The sequence below is a fragment of the Buchnera aphidicola (Rhopalosiphum padi) genome (assembly GCF_005080845.1).
GTDB lineage: Bacteria > Pseudomonadota > Gammaproteobacteria > Enterobacterales > Enterobacteriaceae > Buchnera > Buchnera aphidicola_AO.
In genome coordinates, this window is the sequence record NZ_CP034858.1 from 507,672 (window position 1) to 529,820 (window position 22,149).

General features: G+C 24.2%; 18 protein-coding genes and 2 pseudogenes. 12 read left to right on the forward strand and 8 right to left on the reverse strand.

Going from position 1 to position 22,149, the window contains the following annotated elements; translation table 11 throughout:
- The first annotated feature begins 70 nt into the window (after positions 1-70).
- The 5 genes and pseudogenes from mltA to nusB all read left to right on the forward strand — a co-directional run bounded on the left by mltA (position 71) and on the right by nusB (position 4,264).
- Positions 71-1,191: pseudogene (mltA, locus tag D9V76_RS02350) on the forward strand (murein transglycosylase A).
- Positions 1,192-1,220: 29 nt separating this feature from the next.
- Entirely contained in the window at positions 1,221-1,700 is a 480-nt protein-coding gene (gene ribH / locus D9V76_RS02355) for a 6,7-dimethyl-8-ribityllumazine synthase (protein ID WP_158337437.1), read from the forward strand.
- A gap of 3 nt (positions 1,701-1,703) precedes the next feature.
- Entirely contained in the window at positions 1,704-2,675 is a 972-nt protein-coding gene (gene thiL / locus D9V76_RS02360; RefSeq protein WP_158337439.1) for a thiamine-phosphate kinase, read from the forward strand.
- 50 nt (positions 2,676-2,725) lie between these two features.
- Positions 2,726-3,823: pseudogene (ribD, locus tag D9V76_RS03230) on the forward strand (bifunctional diaminohydroxyphosphoribosylaminopyrimidine deaminase/5-amino-6-(5-phosphoribosylamino)uracil reductase RibD).
- A gap of 30 nt (positions 3,824-3,853) precedes the next feature.
- Complete coding sequence (gene nusB / locus D9V76_RS02375) at positions 3,854-4,264, forward strand: transcription antitermination factor NusB (protein WP_158337730.1); 411 nt, start codon at positions 3,854-3,856, stop codon at positions 4,262-4,264.
- Positions 4,265-4,288: 24 nt separating this feature from the next.
- Here the strand turns inward: nusB and dxs are convergent, their stop codons facing one another.
- From dxs to D9V76_RS02390, 3 genes are all read right to left on the reverse strand, one after another.
- Positions 4,289-6,046: a 1-deoxy-D-xylulose-5-phosphate synthase gene (gene dxs / locus D9V76_RS02380; protein WP_158337443.1), complete on the reverse strand. Its 1,758-nt coding sequence runs from the start codon at positions 6,044-6,046 to the stop codon at positions 4,289-4,291.
- A 19-nt stretch (positions 6,047-6,065) separates the two neighbouring features.
- On the reverse strand, positions 6,066-6,938 hold the full coding sequence (locus tag D9V76_RS02385; protein ID WP_158337445.1) for a polyprenyl synthetase family protein: 873 nt from the start codon (positions 6,936-6,938) through the stop codon (positions 6,066-6,068).
- 101 nt (positions 6,939-7,039) lie between these two features.
- Positions 7,040-8,200: an MFS transporter gene (locus D9V76_RS02390; RefSeq protein WP_158337447.1), complete on the reverse strand. Its 1,161-nt coding sequence runs from the start codon at positions 8,198-8,200 to the stop codon at positions 7,040-7,042.
- A 58-nt stretch (positions 8,201-8,258) separates the two neighbouring features.
- Here D9V76_RS02390 and D9V76_RS02395 point away from each other — a divergent pair, with 58 nt between their 5' ends.
- Entirely contained in the window at positions 8,259-8,603 is a 345-nt protein-coding gene (locus D9V76_RS02395) for a TusE/DsrC/DsvC family sulfur relay protein (protein ID WP_158337449.1), read from the forward strand.
- A gap of 4 nt (positions 8,604-8,607) precedes the next feature.
- On the opposite strand, the gene cyoE is transcribed toward D9V76_RS02395, so the two are convergent.
- From cyoE to cyoA, 5 genes are read right to left on the reverse strand one after another with little or no spacing between them, the layout of a single operon-like run.
- Positions 8,608-9,462 carry a heme o synthase gene (gene cyoE / locus D9V76_RS02400; protein ID WP_158337451.1) on the reverse strand — a complete coding sequence of 285 codons (855 nt, stop codon included), beginning with the start codon at positions 9,460-9,462 and terminating at the stop codon, positions 8,608-8,610.
- A 30-nt stretch (positions 9,463-9,492) separates the two neighbouring features.
- Positions 9,493-9,819, reverse strand: a complete 327-nt coding sequence (gene cyoD / locus D9V76_RS02405; protein WP_158337453.1) for a cytochrome o ubiquinol oxidase subunit IV — start codon at positions 9,817-9,819, stop codon at positions 9,493-9,495.
- The gene (gene cyoC / locus D9V76_RS02410; RefSeq protein ID WP_158337455.1) at positions 9,819-10,388 is read right to left on the reverse strand and encodes a cytochrome o ubiquinol oxidase subunit III; all 570 of its coding nucleotides are present in this window, start codon (positions 10,386-10,388) and stop codon (positions 9,819-9,821) included. The genes cyoD and cyoC overlap by 1 nt, the downstream gene beginning before the upstream one ends.
- Entirely contained in the window at positions 10,385-12,364 is a 1,980-nt protein-coding gene (gene cyoB, locus D9V76_RS02415; RefSeq protein ID WP_158337457.1) for a cytochrome o ubiquinol oxidase subunit I, read from the reverse strand. Before cyoB ends, cyoC begins: the two co-directional genes overlap by 4 nt.
- 40 nt (positions 12,365-12,404) lie before the next feature.
- Positions 12,405-13,277: a ubiquinol oxidase subunit II gene (gene cyoA, locus D9V76_RS02420; protein WP_158337459.1), complete on the reverse strand. Its 873-nt coding sequence runs from the start codon at positions 13,275-13,277 to the stop codon at positions 12,405-12,407.
- A gap of 329 nt (positions 13,278-13,606) precedes the next feature.
- Here cyoA and D9V76_RS02425 point away from each other — a divergent pair, with 329 nt between their 5' ends.
- From D9V76_RS02425 to ppiD, 6 genes are all read left to right on the forward strand, one after another.
- Positions 13,607-13,915, forward strand: a complete 309-nt coding sequence (locus D9V76_RS02425) for a BolA/IbaG family iron-sulfur metabolism protein (protein WP_172599436.1) — start codon at positions 13,607-13,609, stop codon at positions 13,913-13,915.
- A 277-nt stretch (positions 13,916-14,192) separates the two neighbouring features.
- A complete protein-coding gene (gene tig / locus D9V76_RS02430) occupies positions 14,193-15,518 on the forward strand; it encodes a trigger factor (protein ID WP_158337461.1) in 1,326 nt (441 codons plus the stop codon).
- A gap of 126 nt (positions 15,519-15,644) precedes the next feature.
- Positions 15,645-16,238: an ATP-dependent Clp endopeptidase proteolytic subunit ClpP gene (gene clpP, locus D9V76_RS02435; protein ID WP_158337463.1), complete on the forward strand. Its 594-nt coding sequence runs from the start codon at positions 15,645-15,647 to the stop codon at positions 16,236-16,238.
- A gap of 83 nt (positions 16,239-16,321) precedes the next feature.
- Entirely contained in the window at positions 16,322-17,605 is a 1,284-nt protein-coding gene (clpX, locus tag D9V76_RS02440; RefSeq protein ID WP_158337465.1) for an ATP-dependent protease ATP-binding subunit ClpX, read from the forward strand.
- 185 nt (positions 17,606-17,790) lie between these two features.
- Positions 17,791-20,124 carry an endopeptidase La gene (lon, locus tag D9V76_RS02445; RefSeq protein ID WP_158337467.1) on the forward strand — a complete coding sequence of 778 codons (2,334 nt, stop codon included), beginning with the start codon at positions 17,791-17,793 and terminating at the stop codon, positions 20,122-20,124.
- Positions 20,125-20,228: 104 nt separating this feature from the next.
- Positions 20,229-22,094 (forward strand): peptidylprolyl isomerase, encoded by a 1,866-nt coding sequence (gene ppiD, locus D9V76_RS02450; protein WP_158337469.1) that lies wholly within the window; start codon positions 20,229-20,231, stop codon positions 22,092-22,094.
- Positions 22,095-22,149: the final 55 nt, after the last annotated feature.

A 22,149-nucleotide genomic window follows, 5' to 3' on the forward strand; every position in this document is an offset into this window, starting at 1 on the left:
TTAATGATTTTTTCTTAGATTCGAATATATTGTTTATTAAAAAAACTTAAAAATATTTAATAAAACTGCTATGCTTAACTTTTATATACTTAATAAAATTTATATACTTAATGAAATCAAAAAGAAAGAAAATATAACAAAAATAATCTTAACTTTAATTTTTATTTTTTCAGTAGCCTTTTCAACTCAAAATACAAATCAAGGTCAACAATATAAAAATAAGTTAATTAAAAACTTTACTAATGTAAAAAAAATAAATACAAAAACTAAATTAGTGAATCAAAAAGAATTTCTTCTACAACTTGAAAAGATTAAATTTTTTTCTCCAAGTTTATATGCAAAAAATATATCTACTTATAACGTTATATTAAAATGGTTAAAAAAAAAGCAGATATAAATGAACTAAACAAATTTGGAATTAATTTATTTCAAATGAAAGGTGTAGATAACTACGGGAATGTTAAAATAACCGGATATTATACACCAATAGTAAAAGCAAGTAAGATAAAAAGAAAAAATTTTATATATCCAATATACAGAATGCCTTCTAATTTTAAAAAAAATGAAACATTACCACAGAGAAAAGATATATATAATGGTGTTCTGAAAAAAAAATATGTTTTAGCTTATAGCAATTCTTTAATAGATAATTTTATTATGGAAATTCAAGGCAGTGGTTTTATAGATTATGGTAATAAAAAACCATTATCTTTTTTTAGTTATTCAAAAAAAAATAATTGGCCATATACAAGTATTGGTCAAATTTTAATAAAAAATGGAGATATACAAAAAAAAAACATGTCGATGCAAGCTATTAAAAACTGGTGTAAACATCATAATCAAAAGGAAATACAAGATTTACTTGAAAAAAATAAATCTTTTGTTTTTTTTAAAGAAACTAGAAGAAAAGAAGCATATGGTGCTAGTGCAATACCATTAGTTGAAAAAGCAGCGATGGCAGTAGATAAATCTATAATAAAAAGTGGAAGTGTAGTGTTAGTACAAATACCTTTGCTTGATAAAAAAGGGGCTTTTACTCATAAATATGAAATGTATTTATTAATTGCATTAGATGTAGGAGGTGTGATTAAAGGACAACACTTTGATATTTACCAAGGAATCGGAGAAAAAGCTGGTTTATTAGCAGGTTTCTATAATCATTATGGATACGCTTGGATACTTAAAGTTTGATTCAAAAAAATAACTAAAAAAGAAAAATTATGAACATAATTCAATCAGGAATTACCGTTAAAAATACTTCTATCGCTATAATAATAGCCAGATTTAATGAATTTATTAATAAAAATTTATTATCTGGAACAATAGATACATTAACAAGAATAGGTCAAATAGAGAAAGAAAAAATTTTACAAATATATGTTCCTGGAACTTATGAAATACCCGTAGTAGCAAGTTATCTTGCAAATACTAATAAATATGATGCCATAATTGCAATTGGTACAATTATCAAAGGAAGTACTGATCACTTTAAACATATTGCAAATGACACCTATGGGAATCTTTCAAAGATAAGCGCAAAGTATTTTATACCAATCACAATGGGAATATTAACTACAGAAAATATTCAACAATCTATTGAAAGATCAGGTGCGAAAATGGGTAATAAAGGATCTGAAGCTGCCTTAGCTGCATTAGAAATGATTAATGTTATGAAAAAATTAAAAAAAATAAACAATTAAATTATGGAATATAACGAATTTGAAATTATATCTAAATTTTTTAAAAACCGTCAAAGAAAAGATAAAAATCAAATCAAGGGAATTGGAGATGACAGTGCTTTAATAAAAGTACCAAAAAAAAATTTTCTTGCAATTAGCACTGATACTTTAGTTGAAGGAAAACACTTTTTAAAAAATATAACTCCTAAAGAGTTAGCATACAAAGCTGTGGCAGTTAATCTTAGTGATTTAGCTGCTATGGGGGCTAAACCAAAATGGATCACATTGTCTATTACAATGCCAAAATCTGACAGTATATGGCTGAAGTCATTTAGTATAAGCTTCTTTAATATTTTAAATAAATATGGATTAAATTTAATTGGAGGAGATACAAATTCTGGTCCTTTAAGTATAACATTAAGTATTTATGGATTAATAGAGAGAAAAAATGCATTGCTACGAGAAAATGCTAAAAACGGAGATTTAATATACATAACTGGAAATCTCGGAGAAAGTGCTGCAGGTTTATCTTTACTTCAAAAAAAAACTTTTTTAAAAAATGTAAAAATATGCAATTATTTAATCAAAAAACATCTAAAACCTATTCCTAGAATTTCTGAAGGAATAGTTTTAAGAAATATTGCCAATGCCGCTATTGATATATCAGACGGTCTAATTTCTGATTTAGGTCATATATTAAAAAGTAGTAAATGTGGAGCTGATATTAATTTAAATCAAATACCTATTTCTAAAGTTTTAATTGATAACTTTAAAATTAATCAATATTTAAACTGGGCTTTAAATTCGGGGGAAGATTATGAATTATGTTTTACTATTTCGAAAAAAAATGTTAAAAAATTAAATTTAGCTATTAAAAAAAAAATAATTAAATGTACGTGTATCGGTTATGTTACACCCATAGAAAATGGATTTAATTTAATAAAAAATCAAAAAAAAATAATTTTTAAAAAAACAGGTTTTAATCACTTTATTTAAAAAATATTTAAATACAAAAATATTGGTGAAATATGAAAGACATATTTTATATGACACGAGCAATAAAAATTAGTAAATTAGGAGAATTTACAACTTCTCCAAATCCTAATGTAGGATGTGTAATAGTAAAAAATAATCAAATTGTAGGAGAAGGTTGGCATGAACAATATGGAAAAAATCATGCCGAAATTAATGCTTTAAAAGTAGCAGGAGAAAAAGCACAAGGCTCAACTGCTTATATTACACTCGAACCATGTAATTATTTTGGGAAAACCCCTCCATGTTGCGATGCAATTATAGAATCTGGAATAAAAAATGTAATAATATCTAGTTTAGATCCTAATCCTAAAGTCTCTGGAAAAGGAGTTTTATATCTTAGAAAAAAAGGTATTTGTGTAAAAACAGGGTTAATGTCAAAAGAATCTCAGAAGTACAATAAAGGATTTTTTAAAAGAATGAGAACAGGATTGCCATGAATACAACTAAAATTAGCAATGTCAATAGATGGAAGAATAGCAATGCAAAATGGAGAAAGTCAATGGATTACTTCAAAAAATTCACGTGAAGATGTGCAAAAATTCCGTGCAAAAAGCTCGGCTATTCTTACTAGTAGTACTACTATATTAAATGATAATCCTTTACTAACTGTACGTCATAAAGACTTTAATAAAGAAACGTTATCTGTTTTTCCTAAAAAAATATTTCAACATCCTATAAGGGTTATTATAGATAGTAAAAACCGTGTTAAAAAATCGCATAAAATAATACAAACAAAAGAAAAAATTTTATTAATGCGATTAAAATTAGACAAAGAAATATGGCCAGAAAACATAAAACAAATTATAATGAATTCGCATAAAGAAAATGTTGATTTGTTGTCTGTTTTAAAATTTTTAGGAAATTCAGAAATTAATAATTTATGGATAGAAGCAGGCAGTACTTTATCTGGTTCTTTTTTAAAACTAGAATTAATTGATGAAATCATTATATATATGGCACCTAAAATATTAGGACATAAAGCAAAACCATTATTTATTTTTGATAATAAATTAAAATTATTTAACTGTCTTAAATTTAATTTTAAGGATATTCGTCGAATAGGACCTGATATACGATTGAAATTAGAACCTAAAAACAAAAAATTTTAAAATAAAATAGAATTGGAAAAAAATATGGTAATAAAACCAAATTTTCGACGAAAAGCTCGTGCTTGTGCTTTACAAATGTTATATTCTTGGGAAATTTCTCAAAATAATATAAAAGATAGTGCAATAGAATTTCTAAAAGAAAAAAATAAAAAAAACATTGATATTATATATTTTTATGAATTAATCATAGGAATAACCTATGATTGTAAAAGTATAGATAATTTAATGAAACCATATTTGTCTCGTTCATTAAAAGAACTAGGACAGATTGAAAAAGCTATTCTTAGAATTTCATTCTATGAACTATATAAAAGAAATGATATACCTTATAAAGTATCTATTAATGAAGGTATTGAATTAGCAAAATTATTTGGATCTGAAGATAGTCATAAATTTATTAATGGTGTTTTAGATAAAGCGGCATTGAAAATAAAAAAATAAAGAATTAAAAAAAATTTTATTATTCTAATCTGACAACCATAAAAGTATTTTTTTTTGAATTCCTTCTGAATCTAATTGATAATCATGTTTAATTTCTTCTTGACTACCTTGAGAAATAAATGTGTCCGGCAATCCAATATTTAAAACTGGAAGTAAAATCTTTTTCATCATAATGAACTCATTTACTGCACTACCTGCGCCACCAGCAATAACGCCTTCTTCAATTGTAACAAAAAACTTATATTTTAACGATAATCTTAAAATCATATTTGTATCTAATGGTTTAACAAATCTCATATCAATAAGTGTGGCATTTAAACTTTCTGCTGCTAAATAAGCGTTTTGTAACAAAGTACCAAAATTTAAAATAGCTATTTTCTCTCCAATTCTTTTAATAAGAGATTTACCTAATGGAATTGGATTCATTGGTGATAATGATATTCCAATACCCTTACCTTTTGGATATCTAACTACACTAGGACCTTCTTTATGCATATAACCTGTATACAACATTTGTCTACATTCATTTTCATCACTTGGAGTCATGATGATAATTCCAGGAATACATCTTAAATAAGATAAATCAAAAATTCCTTGATGTGTTGGACCATCATGTCCTACTATTCCCCCTCTATCAATGGCAAATAAAACCGATAATTTTTGTAATGCCACATCATGTATAATTTGATCATAAGCACGTTGTAAAAAAGTAGAATAAATTGACACAACAGGTTTATATCCTGCAATAGCGAGACCAGCTGCAAAAGTGACGGCATGTTGTTCAGCAATAGCAACATCAAAATATTGATTAGGGAAAAGACGGGAAAATTTTAACATCCCTGAACCCTCACACATAGCAGGTGTAATAGCTATTATTTTTTTATCAAATGAAGCCACTTCACATAACCAAGAACCAAAAACATCTGAATAAGTAAGAACTTTAGAAGATGAAGAAAGAGATTGAGGTACTGTATGCCATTTAATTGGATCTAATTCTGCAGGGAGATAACCTTTTCCTTTTTTAGTAATTAAATGCAGTAAACAACTCTTTTTTTTATCTTTTATTTTTTTAAAAATTTCAATTAATTTAAAAATGTTATGCCCATCAAATGGACCTAAATATTTAAAATTTAAATTTTCAAATATTGAAAAATTGACAATTTCGTTAGTTTTTTTTATATTTCTTAAAAATTTTAAATGTTTATTTAAAGCACCTATATTTCTTGAAATAGACATTTGGTTATCATTTAGTACAACTAAAAGATCAGATTGTATCACACCCGCATGATTCATGGCCTCAAAGGCCATACCTGCAGTCATAGCTCCATCACCCACAACGCAAATAGTTTTTCTATTTTTTCCTTCTTTTCCAGCGGCAATTGACAATCCCAAACCTGCACTAATTGAAGTAGAAGAATGTCCGACACTTAAAACATCATATTTGCTTTCCTCTCGAAAAGGGAAAGAATGTAATCCATTTTTTTTTCTAATACTACCTATTTTTTTAGCTCTTCCTGTTAATATTTTATGCGGATAAGATTGGTGTCCTACGTCCCATAACAAATTATCAAACGGAGTATTATAAACATAATGCAAAGCGACTGTAATTTCAATCACACCCAATCCAGAAGCAAAATGTCCTTGAGTAATAGAAATAACGTCCAATAAATATTTTCGTAATTCTATACATAATTGAGGTAATTGTTTAATCGATAAAAGTCGCAAACGTTTTACTGAATTAGCAAAAGATAAAATTGGATATCTTGTAATATCAAAGTTCATTGGAAACTCATTATTAAACTTATTTAAAACGTTTAATGATAAATTGCGTTAGTAATTCTAATTTATTAACATCAAATTTTTTTTTTAAATGTTCTAATGCAAAAAAAGCTTCTTTATATAGTTCTTTTATTTTAATTTTAGATTTTTTTAATCCTATTAATAATGGATATGTATTTTTTTTATCTTTCAATTTTTTAGTATCATTTTTTAAATCAAAAATATCATCTTGAATTTGAAAAGCCAAACCAATAGAAATTGAAAATTTATCTAAAATAAATAAAATTTCTTTAGAAAAATGATTTGACGAAAAACAAGCTAAACGTATAGAACACCGAATTAAAAATGCAGTTTTATATAAATTAATCTCTTCTAGTTCAGATATATTTATATTTTTTTTTTCTTTTTCTAAGTCTAACATTTGACCCATGCACATCCCGGAATAACCAATTGAATTAGAAAATTCAGAAATCATTTTTAAACGCATTGAATCATGAACTCCTGGCATATGATTACTTGATAAAATATTAAATGCCAATCCTTGTAATGCATCACCTGCTAATAAAGCAAAATTTTCACCATATTTTATATGACAAGAACTCTTTCCTCTTCTAAAATGATCATTATCAATACATGGTAAATCGTCATGAATTAAAGAATAAGAATGAACTAATTCAACAGCTGCAGATATAACATCAAGTGTAGTAATATGTACTTGAAACATGTCGCCAATAATATATATTAAACATGAACGTAATCTCTTTCCTCCTAATAAAGTACTGTATTTCATTGCCTTTAAAAGAACAGAATTTTGAAAAGGCAATTCCTGTATTATTTCAAATAACTTTTTATTTATACGATTACAATAAGTCTCATATAAATGAGAAAAATTCATATTCCAACACCTAAAAGAAGAATAATTATTAGACTAATAAAAAAATTAACTTAAAATATATAAATATTCGCAATATTTATATAAATTATACTACAAAAAAGTTATTTCTTACAAAAAAAACTAAATATAAACCATATAAAAACAATAAAAATTTCAAATAAAAAAATATCTTTAGTACTCAAAAAGGTATATAACCATCCGTTTAAAATCCCTCCGAAAGCTATCCCTAAGAATTGACTTGTAGAATAAACGCTCATTATACTACCTTTATAGTGATTTATAGATATTTCTTGACTTAAATATGAAGGAAAAAAAATTTCTAATATATTAAAAGCAATAAAAAAAACTTGTAAAGAAAATATTAAACATATCAAATTATGATTTGATAATAAAAAAAATAAAAATGATAAAAAAATAAAAAAAATACATATTTCAATAACATTTTTTAAAAAAAAATGAAATTTAAAATAAAAAACAATAAAAAACAAAATAAAAAAAGAAATTATTATAGTAGTTAAATAGACTATCCAATGATAATGTAACAAAAGACCAGAACATTCAAACTCATAAGGTAAAATTAAAAAATTCATTGTTAATAAAAAATGAAGAGAAAAAACACCTAAATAAAATCTAACAAATATTTTATTAAAAATATATTGTATTTTATGCTGAAAAATATCTTTTTTTTGATTTTTTAAAATTTTCTTCTCAGAAGAAGGAATAAAAAAAAGAACAATTAGAATAGAAAAAATAGATAATATAGCCGAAATCCAAAAAATAGAAAAAAAACCAAAATTTTCAGCAATGATTGGTCCAGAAACAATAGAAATTAAAAAAGAAATAGCAAAACTTGCACCTATAATAGAAATTGATTTTATACGATTTTCTTTACGAATTAAATCAGATAATAATGCCATAGAAACACCAGAAATAGCTCCAGAACCTTGTATGGCTCTACCAATTATTAAAGTCCAAATTGAACTAGTACTAATAGCAATAAGACTACCAATAAAAAAAATAAAAAGACCAAATATGATTACTTCCTTGCGACCAAATCTATCAGAAAGCATTCCAAAAGGAATTTGAAATATTATTTGAGTCACCCCATAAATACCAATAGACAATCCAATTAAAAATTTATTTCCATTATTTAAATATAATCCATATTTACTTAAAATAGGAAGAACTGCAAATATACCTAACATTCGTAGCAAAAAAACAATACAAAAACTCAACGTAACTTGTAATTCTACAAAATTCATTTTATAATTTTTCATATCCAACTCAATTGTTATTAAAATTTTATACCTTATTTACATTATGCTAAAAAAAAATCATAAAAAAAAAATATATAAAAAAATCGAAAAAGACAGCGAAGGATTTTTAAAAAAAGCTACAGATTGGAATATAAAATTAGCAAAAGAAATTGCAAAAAAAGAAAAAATTATTTTGAAGGATGATCATTGGAAAGTAATACATTTTATAAGAAAATTCTATTTCGAATTTAATATAACACCATCTATGAGAATGTTGATTACAAGCATAGAAAAAGAAATAGGTCGAGAAAAAAGTAATAGTATTTATTTATTTAAACTTTTTCCTGAAGGACCAGCTAAACAAGCAAGTAAGATAGCTGGTATACCTAAACCTTCACAATGTTTATAAAAATTTAAAACACAAAATCTATAGACATCAAAAAATTAAATAATGTAACTATTACGATAGAAAAATAAAATAATTTACTAGAAAGTTTCTTATCATCTCTTGCTCGTATGCTTAAATAGGATATATATAACCAATAAAAACAAGCAAAAGAAAAAAATAAAAGAAAAATATAACTTAAATAACCTAAAAAAGTTAACATCGAAGTAGAAATCATAAAGCATATTATATAGTAAAAGATATGTTTTTTAGTTTTTAAAATGCCTTTTATTAGAGGAAAAAAAGGTAAACTTGCTCTTCTGTAATCATTGATATGAAGAATAGAAATAGCATAAAAATGAGACATTTGCCAAAATATAAAAGTAATAAAGAGCAAAAAACAAAAAAAATCAATATCATTGCTAACAGCAGTGTGTCCAATAACAGAAGGAATAGAACCTGAAAAACTCCCAACAAAGGTTGAGTATATTGATTTTCTCTTAAATAAAAAAGTATAGAAAAAAACATAGATAATAAATCCTATAAAAGATAAAAACATTGATAAAATATTCACTAAAAAACCTAATATTAAAAACCCCACAATTCCAATAAAACAAGCAAAAATTAATGCTGATATGGGGCTTATTAAGTTTCTTACTAAAACTCTGTTCTTAGTTCTATTCATTTTATTATCTATATCGATATCAATTAGATTATTAAAAATACAGCTTGAAGCAATAACTAAAGAAGTTCCGAAAATAGTAAAGAAAAATAAAAAAAAATTAAAATTAGGAAAAGATGAAAACAAAAAACTACCTATTATTAAAATAATATTTCCAATAATAATACGAGGTTTTGTTATTTCTAAATAATTTTTTAACATATAAATAAAATATTTTCAAGTAAGTAGTAGTTAAAACATAAGATGATGATTTAAATTATACATAATCCATACAGAACCAAACACAATAATAAAAATAATAATTAATACAAATAATAAAGATATAATATTCCACGAATTTTTTTTAGAAAAACTTAAATGTAAAAAAAATACAAAATGAACTATAATTTGGCTAAAAGCACATAGTAAAATTACAAAAAAATTCACTTTTCTAGAAAATAAATGATTTAAAGTACAAAAAAATGGAATAATAGTTAAAAATAAAGAAAACAAAAAACCTACTATATAAGACTTTATTTCTTTATTAAAATTGTTTTTTATTTTTTCACATTTATTCATTAAATAACTCCATTTAAATAAACAAAAGTAAAAACACAGATCCATATAATATCTAAAAAATGCCAAAACAAACTAAAACATAATATTCGAATACGAATAGTGTTAGTTATTCCTAAATTGAATAGTTGATAAAAAATAGATAATATAAAAATTAAACCAAAAAAAATATGAATACCATGAACACCAATAATAGTGAAAAAAATAGAAAAAAAAGCATGTCGACTAGGACTATAGTTTTCTAAAACAAGTTGATGAAATTCATTAATTTCCATTAATAGAAAAGATAAACCTAAAAAAAATGTTAAAAGTAAATAAAAATATATTATTTTAATATTTTTTTTATTTTTTTGTATAGTCAGCATGCCACATGACAATGAACTTAATAATAAAATAAATGTTTCTAGAAAAACATAAGATAAATTAAAAATTTTATGATTAATAAAATTTGTAGAAAAATTTGAAGAAATAATTGCATATACAGCAAATAAAACAGCAAATATTATGCAATCGCTCATCAAATATATCCATAATCCAAATAACTTATTATTTTTTATTTTTTCTTTTATCATTTTAAACCTGCTTTTTGAAGATTTTCTAAGTGTCGATTTTCAATATTTTTGACTTCTTTCACTGATATAGTGTACTCAATATTTTCGTCTATACTTTTAAAAATTAAACTTATAATAACAATGAACAAAGATAAACAACACAACCAGATAATATCCCATACTGCAGAAAAACCAAAAAGTAAAGAAAAAAAACTAATAAAAACACCTAGTCCTGTATTTTTAGGCATATGAATTTCATTATATTGATTTTCTTGAACTTGATTCTTTTTCTGTTTTCTTTCCCAAAAATCATCTTTATTTTTAATATCTGGAATAATAGCAAAATTATATAATGGAGCAGGAGAAGAAGTAGACCATTCTAGAGTTCTTCCATCCCATGGATCACCGGTAATATCTAAATTAACATGACGATCTCTTACTGAAACCCAAAATTGAATTATTTGACATAGTATACCTATACCAATAATAACAGCACCAATAGCTGCAATAGATAATAAAAAATGAAATTCAATATCAATATTTTGACTTAAACGACGAGTCATTCCCATAAAACCTAAAAAATACAATGGCATAAAAGCAGTAAAAAAACCTATTATCCAAAACCAAAAAGCACGTTTACCCCAAACTTCATTTAGAATAAAACCAAATAATTTAGGAAACCAGTAATTGATTCCAGCAAAACAACCAAAAACAACACCACCAATTATAACATTATGAAAATGAGCAACTAAAAACAAGCTATTATGTAACATGAAATCAACAGGAGGAATAGATAACAACACACCTGTCATTCCACCAATAGAAAAAGTAATTAAAAATCCAATAGTCCATAGCATGGAAGAATGCATATAAACTCGACCTTGATACATTGTAAACAACCAATTAAAAATTTTTACTCCAGTAGGAATCGCTATAATCATAGTAGTAATTCCGAAAAAAGCATTAACGTTTGAACCAGCACCCATGGTAAAAAAATGATGAAGCCAAACAATAAAGGATAAAACAGTAATAGCTAAAGTTGCCCAAACTAAAGATACGTATCCAAATAAACGTTTTTTTGAAAAAGTAGCAACTACTTCTGAAAAAACACCAAATACAGGAAGAACTAAAATATAAACTTCTGGATGACCCCAAATCCATATTAAATTAACATACATCATTGCATTTCCACCAAATTCATTAGTAAAAAAATGAAAAGAAAAACAACGATCTAAAGTTAACAATAAAAGAGTTATAGTTAAAACTGGGAAAGAAATTACAATCAGAATATTAGTACATAAAGAAGCCCAAGTGAAAACTGGCATTTTAAAAAAACACATTCCTGGTGCTCTCATTTTTAAAATTGTTACTAAAAAGTTAATGCCTGTCAAAGTAGTGCCAATCCCGGAAATTTGAAGACTCCAAATCCAGTAATCTACTCCTACTCCTGGACTATATTTAACTCCAGACAATGGAGGATACGCCAACCATCCTGTCTGTGCAAATTCACCTATTCCTAAAGAAAGAGTGAGTAAAATAGCACCACTTACATTTAACCAAAAACTTAAATTATTGAGAAAGGGAAAAGCCACATCACGAGCTCCAATTTGTAATGGAATCACTAAATTCATTAATCCAATTACAAGAGGCATGGCTACAAAAAAAATCATTATAACACCATGAGCTGTAAATATTTGATCATAATGGTGCGGTGGTAAAAAACCTGTATTTCCTGAAGATGCAATTACCTGTTGAGTTCGCATTAATATTGCATCAACAAAACCACGAAACAACATAATAAATGCAAGTATTCCATACATAATAGATATTTTTTTATGATCTACCGTAGTAAACCATTCAAACCATAAATATTTCCATTTTTTAAAATAAGTAATACTCAAAGAAACACATAATGCAATTAGAATAATGGAAATATATGTAACCATTATAATTGGCTCATTAAAAGGTATAGCGTTTAATGTCAATTTTCCAAACATTTTTATTTCCTCTACATTTAACATTTTATATTAAAGTTTTCTAATGTTTGAATACTTTGTTCTTTAAATAAGTTTGATTAATTATCTCATTAAATAAATTTTTCTTAACATCCGAAAAATATTCTATGAAATGATTTTCGTTAGGTAAAGAAATGGTATTAAAAATATTCATTTGATTTAGTTTTTTAGGGGATTTTTGTGCTTTTTTAATCCAATTTTCAAATTTTTTAGTATCTAATACAGATATTGCAGTAAATTTCATATTCGAAAAACCTCTACCACTATAATTAGATGATATTCCTTTATATTTTCCGGGAGCATTAGCAATTAAATTCAATTTAGTCATCATTCCAGGCATAGCATATATTTGACTACCAAGAGAAGGAATAAAAAAAGAATTCATAACAGAGTTAGAAGTAATATGAAAAATTATAGGTCTATTTACAGGAAACATAATTTCGTTAATAGTTGCAATACGATATTCAGGATAGATGAACAACCATCTCCAATCTAATGATATAACATCTATTTTTATAGGTTTATATTTAGAAATTATAGATTTTTGAGGATCTAATATATGACTATAATTCCATGTTAAAAAAGCCAAAAAGGAAATTATTAAAATTGGAACTGTCCATACTACTACTTCTATTTTTTTAGAATCAGACCAATTTGGTTTATATTGTTCATTTACATTAGACGCATGATATTTTACCGAAAAATATACAGTCATAAAAATTACAGGAATTATTACAAATAGCATCATTAAAAAAGATATTAATAATATTGAACATTCTTGAATAGCAATTGTTCCATGAGGATTTAATAAAACACTATTGCAACCGTGTAACATAAAAACAATTGAAATTAATAATAATGTCTTAAAAAAATTATTAAAATTTATAGATATCATTAAAAAACCTCAAAATATAATATTTATTATTAAAAATTTTTATCTTATAAAATATTATTTTTAATTAAATTTTTTATTTAATATAAATTAAATTAAAGAATACTATTATCTTATAAAATCAATAATTTGTGAAATAATTGAATTATTTTTTAAAAATTGATAACATTTAAAATAAAAAAATATATTTTTATCAATAAAATCAATTGTTCATTAAATTTTTATTCAAAAAAAAATGTTTAAAAAAAAACATATATAAATATAATACAAAATATTTTTTATCACAATTTCTATCTTTTATCTAAAATCAGTTAGGATATAACAATAATTCCATGTATCTAAAAAAAATAAAAAAACACTTAGAATCTAAAATCAATATAAGTTCTATTAATATTTACGATGATAGCAAACTGCATAACTATTCTACGAATACGAACATAATTAGTCATATAAAAATTATTATCGTTAGCGATGATTTTATTGATAAAAATTTAGTTTTTAGACACCGTATAATTTTTAAATCTTTAAAAGAAATAGAAAAGGAAAGTATATATTCAATTACACTATATACTTATACTCTAAACGAATGGAAAGATAAAAAATATCAAGAATTTAATTCTATAAAATGTGTTAAAAAATAACAAAAAATTTTGTTTTAAGAAGCCAATTATTTAATATATTTTTCAAATTATGAAAACAAATGTTTAAAAAAATTATCTAGCAAGATAAACTTTAAATTATAAAGTTTTTAAAAAAATATCTAAAAATAATTAATTAAATTAAAAATATACTAGAAATTTTTATAGATTTGAAAAAATTGATTTTTATTTAAAATAAATCTCATAAAGAATATGAAATATTAAAAATGTAGAATATTTTTTAAAGTTATAGAATATCTAAAACAATTTGAGGCAAAAAATGAAATTTTTTATGGAAAAAAATAAAAAAAATAGTGATCGTGTCACAATTAAGATTCCAAAAAAGCTAGTTAATAACGATCTTATACAAAAATTTGTTCAAATTAATAAAACAACAAAAATAAATGGTTTTAGAAAAGGAAAAACTCCTATTAAAATTATACAAGAAAAATATGGTAATGAAGTTTATTATGATGTATTTAATAAACTAATGCAAAAATTTTTTTATGAATTTATAAAAAAAGAAAAAATAAAAATTATTGGTTTTCCAAAATATTTTATGCACGAAAATGAAGATGAAAAAGAATATTTTAAATATTCTGTAGACTACGAAGTTTATCCAGAATTTAAAATAAAAGATGTAAAACTTATTACAGCAGAAAAAATAATAGTGAATGTTACAGATGAAGATATAAGAAAAAACGTAGATAAACAAAAATATAAAGAAGATAAGTGGAATAAAGTTAATAGAGCAGTTAAAATTAACGATCTAGTAACAATTAATTATTGTATTTATGAAAACAATAAAAAAATAGAAAAATTCGATACAGAAGAAGTTAAGTTTATCGTTTCTCAAAATAATTTTATACCTGAATTAAATAATAAAATAATAAACCATTTTATCAACGATGTTATTTTTTTAAAAATAAATTTTTATAAATTTCATCCAGAAGAAGAATTACGTAGTAAAGACATTACATTTAAAATTAAAATATTAAATATTGAAGAAAAAGAAGAAAATATTGAAATACAACAAAACATAAAAAAAATTAAAGAAAATGAACTGACCGAATTAAACTATAAAACTATAAAAAAAAATATTATTGATCAAATAAAAAATTTAACTCAAAATCATTTACAAAATCAAATCATAAAAAAATTAACAATAGAAAATCCTATAAACATACCTTCAATTTTATTAAAAGAAGAAATAAATTTTTTATATAATAAATATACAAAAGAATATAAAGAAAAAAAAGATAATATTTTAGAAAAAAAATATCATACTGATCTCGAATCAAAAGCTAAAAAAAGATTACAAATAAAATTAATTATAGAAAAAATTATCAATAATAATAAAATGTTAGTAAATGAAAAAAGAGTAGAATTGTTAATAAAAAAAATATCTTTAAACTATAAAAAACCATTAGAAATTATTAATATATATAAAAATAACGCAAGATTAAAACAAACTATAAAAGATATAGAATTAGAAATGCAAGTTATGGAATTCCTGATAAAAAACATTAAAATTATTAAAAAACAGTGGACTCTGGATGAAATTATGAATTATAACTGGAGACATAATGAAGAAACTTTTATCTAAAATTAGTTTTTTAAATTCTAATATATTAAGAATATAATTTTTAAAAAATATACTTTATATTAAAAAATTAAATTTTAAATAATTTTAATTGAAATATATACTACAATATTCTACAGAGAAAATTAAATGACATCTAATTCAGTATTAGTTCCCATGGTAGTTGAACAACATTCAAGAGGGGAACGTTCATATGATATATATTCTAGATTATTGAAAGAACGGATAATTTTTATAACAAGTACCATTGAAGATAACATGGCAAGCACTATTGTAGCACAAATGCTATTTCTAGAAGCAGAAGATTCAGAAAAAGATATATTTTTGTATATCAATTCACCAGGTGGAATTATTACATCAGGAATGTCTATTTACGATACCATGCAATTTATAAAACCTGATGTTAATACTATTTGTATAGGACAAGCATGTTCAATGGCAGCTTTTTTACTTTCATCTGGAACTAAGGGTAAACGATCTTGTTTACCAAATTCAAGAATTATGATTCATCAACCATTGGGTGGATATCAAGGACAAGCATCAGATATTGCAATTCATGCACAAGAGATTATAAAAATGAAAAAGAAATTAAATCAATTAATGTCTTTTCATACCGGTCAATCTATTAAAAAAATCAATAAAGATACAGAACGAGATTGTTTTTTATCAGCAAAAGAGTCTATAAAATATGGATTAATTGATTTAATTTTAACTCAACGTTAACAAAAATTTTTTATTAAAGAGAATAAAATAGAATCTATTTACTCAAAAAATCAATAAATATATTAATAAAAAGGTTAAAAAATATGACAGATAAGAGTAAAGACAATTCTAAAAAACTGCTTCAATGCTCTTTTTGTGGGAAAAATCAAAAAGAAGTAGAAAAATTAATAGCCGGTCCAGCAGTCTATATATGCGATGAATGCATAAGATTATGTAATAATATTATTAAAGAAACAAAAACCACAAAAGAAATAGAAGATGATGAACTAAGTTACTTACCTACACCACGTGAAATTAAAAAACATCTTGACAATTATGTAGTAGGTCAAAACCATACAAAAAAAGTTTTATCTGTAGCTGTTTACAATCATTATCAACGTATCCGTAACATTTCTAAAAATTCAGATAATGTTGAACTTGGTAAAAGTAATATTTTATTAATTGGACCAACTGGTAGTGGAAAAACTTTATTAGCAGAAACACTGGCAAAATTATTAAATGTACCATTTAGCATTGCTGACGCAACTACTTTAACTGAAGCAGGATACGTCGGAGAAGACGTAGAAAATGTCATACAAAAACTATTGCAAAAATGTAAATACAATGTCAAAAAAGCAGAATTAGGGATTGTTTATATAGACGAAATAGATAAAATTTCAAGAAAATCTGATAATCCTTCTATTACTAGAGATGTTTCTGGGGAAGGAGTACAACAAGCTTTGTTAAAATTAATTGAAGGTACCTTAGCATCAATTCCACCACAAGGTGGAAGAAAACATCCACAACAAGAATTTTTACAAGTTAATACTTCAAATATTTTATTTATATGTGCAGGGGCATTTTCAGAACTTTCTAAAATTATTTCTAAAAGAATTGATACTGGTAATACAATTGGTTTTAATACTAGTCTTAAAAAGAAAAAAAAGAAAGAATCAGAACAATATTTGTTGCAACAAGTCGAATCAAAAGATTTAATAAAATTTGGATTAATTCCTGAATTTATTGGTCGTTTACCTATAGTTACTATTTTAAACGAATTAAATGAAGATGCTCTCGTTAAGATATTATGTAAACCTAAAAATGCTTTAATCAAACAATACCAAACATTGTTTAATCTAGAAAAAGTAAAATTAGAATTTACAAAAGAAGCTATTATATCAATTGCAAAAAAAGCACTGTCTAAAAAAACAGGAGCCAGAGGATTAAGATCTATTATTGAAAACATCTTATTAGATATCATGTATGAGTTACCGTCTATGAAAAATGTAGAAAAAGTATTAATCAATGAATTAGTTGTAAATTCTCATTCGTTACCAAAAATAATATATGAAGAAAAAAACAAATCCAAAAAAGCATCCGGTGAATAAAAAATAAAGACATCAGATAATCTCAAAAAAGGGCATTCTCCCTTTATTTTGCCAAACGCTTCAGATTAAAATGTCAAGCGACCATTCCAATATACTTGGCTTAATTATAAATATAGCTGCATATTTCAATATATTGCAGTTTTTAATAAATATAAATAGCGGAAATTCAACTAAGAGAGAGCTCTATGAATTCTGAGCGTTCTGAACGCATTAAAATTCCCGTTTTACCATTAAGAGATGTAGTTGTGTATCCTCATATGGTTATTCCATTATTTGTAGGTCGCAAAAAATCAATTCAATGTATTGAAACATCTATGAATAATGATAAAAAAATCATGTTAATTGCACAAAAAGAAGCATCAAAAGACGAACCTAGCAAAAATGATTTATTTAATATAGGAACCATTAGCTCTATTTTACAAATGTTAAAACTGCCTGATGGCACAATGAAAGTACTTGTAGAAGGTTTACAACGTGCTTGTATTAAAGATATAGAAAATAACGGTGAACATTTCTTTGCAGAAGTAGAACTCATTACTTCTCCTACTAATATAAATAAAGAACAAGAAGTATTAATTCGAACAACAGTTAATCAATTTGAGTCTTATATTAAACTGAATAAAAAAATTCCATCAGAAATACTTAATACCCTTAGCAATACAAAAAATGCAGAAAAACTTGCAGATACAATTGCTGCTCATATGCCATTAAAACTAGCTGATAAACAATCAGTACTAGAAATATACAACGTAAATGAAAGATTGGAATTCTTAATGGCTATAATGGAAACAGAAATAGATTTATTAAAAGTTGAAAAAAGAATTAGAAATCGTGTTAAAAAACAAATGGAAAAGAGTCAAAGAGAATACTATTTAAATGAACAAATAAAAGCTATTCAAAAAGAACTTGGCGATATGGATGAAATTCCAGATGAAAATAAAGTTTTAAAACGTAAAATTAAAAACTCAAAAATGCCAAAAGAAGCAAAAGAAAAAACAGAATCAGAATTACAAAAATTAAAAATGATGTCACCAATGTCAGCAGAGGCAACAGTAGTACGAAGTTACATTGATTGGATGATACAAGTTCCTTGGAATATAAAAACAAAAATAAAGAAAGATATTCAAGAAGCTAAAAAAATTCTTGATATAGACCATTTTGGTTTAGAAAAGGTAAAGGAACGAATATTAGAATACTTAGCTGTACAAAGTAGAACTAATAAAGTCAAAGGTCCTATTTTATGTTTAATAGGTCCTCCTGGAGTAGGTAAAACATCGTTAGGAAAATCTATTGCAAGGTCAACAGGTAGAAAATATGTAAGAATGGCTTTAGGTGGGATACGAGACGAAGCTGAAATTAGAGGTCATCGTCGTACATATATTGGATCAATGCCTGGAAAATTAATCCAAAAAATGGTAAAAGCAAAGGTAAAAAATCCTTTATTTTTACTTGATGAAATTGATAAAATGTCTTGTGATATAAGAGTCGATCCAGCATCTGCATTATTAGAAGTACTAGATCCTGAACAAAACATAAATTTTAACGATCATTATCTAGAAGTAGACTACGATCTTTCAGATGTTATGTTTGTAGCAACTTCCAACTCTATGAATATACCTGCACCATTACTTGATCGAATGGAAATAATTCGTCTTTCAGGTTATACAGAAAACGAAAAATTAAATATAGCAAAGTGCTATTTATATCCCAAACAAATAGAAAGAAATGCATTAAAGAAGAATGAGCTTACAATTACTGATTGCGCTATAATTAGTATAATTCAATATTATACTCGTGAAGCAGGCGTTCGTAGTTTAGAACGTGAAATTTCTAAAATATGCAGAAAAGTAGTAAAACTATTAATTTTAAATAAATCTTTAAAAAACATAGAAATAAACAGTAAAAATTTAAAAAAATTTTTAGGAATAAAACGATTTGATTATGGTAAAACAAATAATTCTAATCAAATTGGACAAGTAGTTGGATTGGCATGGACAGAAGTGGGCGGAGAATTGTTAACAATTGAAACAGCATGTGTTTCAGGAAAAGGTAAACTCACTTATACAGGTTCTTTAGGTGAAGTCATGCAAGAATCAATTCAAGCGGCATTAACTGTAGTTCGTTCTCAAGCTAAAAAATTAGGAATTAAAAAAGATTTCCATGAAAAACATGATATTCATGTCCACGTTCCTGAAGGTGCCACGCCAAAAGACGGACCGAGTGCAGGTATTGCAATGTGTACAGCTATAGTGTCTTCTTTAACAAAAAACCCTGTCAAATCTAATATTGCTATGACAGGAGAAATTACATTACAAGGAAAGGTATTAACAATTGGAGGACTAAAAGAAAAATTGCTTGCAGCACATCGTGGAGGCGTCAAAACTGTATTAATACCATATGAAAACAAACGTAATTTAGAAGAAATACCAAAAAATATTATTGAAGGACTAATAATTCATCCGGTAAAAAACATTGAAGAAGTTTTAACAATATCACTAGAAAATACACCTTACGTATAAAAAAATCTAAATCTGGCTGACAAAAAACCGTCAGCCTTTATAATTTAAATAAAAAAAAATAATAATTTCAATATAAAATTGAAACTATCTAGGATAGTTATATTATGCTTAAATATTTAAAATCCCAATTAAATGTTATTATAATTAAATCTATTTTGGGAATAATTATTTTATCATTAGTTTTTGGTACTATAAATAATTATTTTAATAGAGATACAGCAAAATACATTGCCAAAGTAAATGGAGAAGAAATTAGTTTTACAACATTACAAAAAATGTATATTGATGAAAGAGAAAAACAAGAAAAAATACTAGGAAAAAATTTTTTTAAAATTAAAAAAAATAAAAAATTTAAAGAAGAAACATATAACTATGTATTATCTCAATTAATAAATAATATTCTTTTAGAACAATATGCGGAAAAAATTCATTTTAATATACAAGATAATGAAATAAAAAAAATAATATTAAACATGTCGATATTTCAAGAAAACAATGAATTTAATAAAAAGAAATATTTAAATTATCTTTCTTCAAAAAATTTAACACATTATGAATATATAAATTTAATTAGAAAAAAACTTAACACTACATATTTGATAAACGCCATTTCTAATACAAACTTTATATTAGATAATGAAAAAACAAAGATAATAGAATTATTATCTGAAAAAAGAATTATAAAAAAAGCAATTCTAAAAATCAATCCTATTGTTAATAGTCAGAAAGTAAGTGAATCAGAAATACATGATTATTTCAATCAACATAAAAACAAATTTTATGTTCCAGAAAAATTTAAAATTAGTTACATTCAGCTTACACCTAATCAATTTAAAATAAAATGCAATAATAAAGAAATAAAAAATTGGTATAAAAAAAATATAAATAAATATTTAAATCAAGAAAAAAGACAATACAGTATTATTCAAACTAGTAATCAGAATGAAGCATTATCAATTTTATCAAAATTAAAAAAAGGAGCAGATTTTTCAAAAATAGCAAAAGAACAATCAATAGATCCTATTTCTTCTAAAAAAGGAGGCAATATTGGATGGATAGCAAAAAACTCAATACCAAATGAAATAAAAATTTCTAATTTAGAAAAAATAAATCAAATTTCTAATATTATTAAATTTAACAATAACTTTTTAATAATTAAATTAAACAAAATATTACCAAAAAAATATAAGAAAATATATGAAGTATCAGATATTATTGAAAACGAAATAAAATATAAAAAATCTTTAAATATGTATAAAAAATTACAAAATAAAATTTCTCTCATTGCAAAGAAAAATATTAACAGATTTGATTTAATTCTTAAAGAGACTAATATCATTCCTTCAGAAACTAATTGGTTTGATGAAAATACTATTCCTAAAGAGTTACAAAATCCTATATTAAAAAAATTTATTTTTAAAAAAGGTCTACTAGACCGACAAAAAAAACTAAAATCGCATTCTGGTCTAATTATATTAAATAATCGTCAATCTTTTTTATTAAGTATAAAAAATTTCCAAAAGAAAAAAAATAAAGAACTGAAAGATGTTAAAAAAAATATTATAAGTAAACTTCAATATATAAAGGCTATAGAAAAAACAAAAAATAAATCGAAAAAAATTTTGTTTCAGTTAAAAAATGGAAATGAAAATATTTTAAAAAAAGAAAATGTTGTTTTTAAAGAATATGAAACTATATCTCGATATGATGAAAATCCAAATTTATCTATAATCTTTTCAATGCCATATCCAGTAAAAGGGAAAAAAATTTATACTGTTTATCAAGATAAAAATAAAAATTTTGTTATCGCATTGTTAGATAGAGTTTATAATGAAAAATTTTCAAAAGAAGAAGAAAAAATTATTATAAAATATTTAGAAAAAAATAATATAGATACAATATTTCAATGTGTTCTTCAAAATTTACATAAAAAATCAACAATTTTATATAATAAAATAGATAATTTTTAAAAAATTATTAAGTATAATTTTTTTATAAGTTTAAATCATTAAATATATTTTTTTT

What these genes read in the sequence shown, in the direction of transcription:
- ribH (WP_158337437.1), top strand. Translation starts at nt 1,221, where the DNA reads ATGAACATAATTCAATCAGGAATTACCGTTAAAAATACTTCTATCGCT.
- thiL (WP_158337439.1), top strand. Translation starts at nt 1,704, where the DNA reads ATGGAATATAACGAATTTGAAATTATATCTAAATTTTTTAAAAACCGT.
- dxs (WP_158337443.1), bottom strand. Translation starts at nt 6,046, where the DNA reads ATGAACTTTGATATTACAAGATATCCAATTTTATCTTTTGCTAATTCA.
- D9V76_RS02385 (WP_158337445.1), bottom strand. Translation starts at nt 6,938, where the DNA reads ATGAATTTTTCTCATTTATATGAGACTTATTGTAATCGTATAAATAAA.
- D9V76_RS02390 (WP_158337447.1), bottom strand. Translation starts at nt 8,200, where the DNA reads ATGAATTTTGTAGAATTACAAGTTACGTTGAGTTTTTGTATTGTTTTT.
- D9V76_RS02395 (WP_158337449.1), top strand. Translation starts at nt 8,259, where the DNA reads ATGCTAAAAAAAAATCATAAAAAAAAAATATATAAAAAAATCGAAAAA.
- cyoE (WP_158337451.1), bottom strand. Translation starts at nt 9,462, where the DNA reads ATGTTAAAAAATTATTTAGAAATAACAAAACCTCGTATTATTATTGGA.
- cyoD (WP_158337453.1), bottom strand. Translation starts at nt 9,819, where the DNA reads ATGAATAAATGTGAAAAAATAAAAAACAATTTTAATAAAGAAATAAAG.
- cyoC (WP_158337455.1), bottom strand. Translation starts at nt 10,388, where the DNA reads ATGATAAAAGAAAAAATAAAAAATAATAAGTTATTTGGATTATGGATA.
- cyoB (WP_158337457.1), bottom strand. Translation starts at nt 12,364, where the DNA reads ATGTTTGGAAAATTGACATTAAACGCTATACCTTTTAATGAGCCAATT.
- cyoA (WP_158337459.1), bottom strand. Translation starts at nt 13,277, where the DNA reads ATGATATCTATAAATTTTAATAATTTTTTTAAGACATTATTATTAATT.
- D9V76_RS02425 (WP_172599436.1), top strand. Translation starts at nt 13,607, where the DNA reads ATGTATCTAAAAAAAATAAAAAAACACTTAGAATCTAAAATCAATATA.
- tig (WP_158337461.1), top strand. Translation starts at nt 14,193, where the DNA reads ATGAAATTTTTTATGGAAAAAAATAAAAAAAATAGTGATCGTGTCACA.
- clpP (WP_158337463.1), top strand. Translation starts at nt 15,645, where the DNA reads ATGACATCTAATTCAGTATTAGTTCCCATGGTAGTTGAACAACATTCA.
- clpX (WP_158337465.1), top strand. Translation starts at nt 16,322, where the DNA reads ATGACAGATAAGAGTAAAGACAATTCTAAAAAACTGCTTCAATGCTCT.
- lon (WP_158337467.1), top strand. Translation starts at nt 17,791, where the DNA reads ATGAATTCTGAGCGTTCTGAACGCATTAAAATTCCCGTTTTACCATTA.
- ppiD (WP_158337469.1), top strand. Translation starts at nt 20,229, where the DNA reads ATGCTTAAATATTTAAAATCCCAATTAAATGTTATTATAATTAAATCT.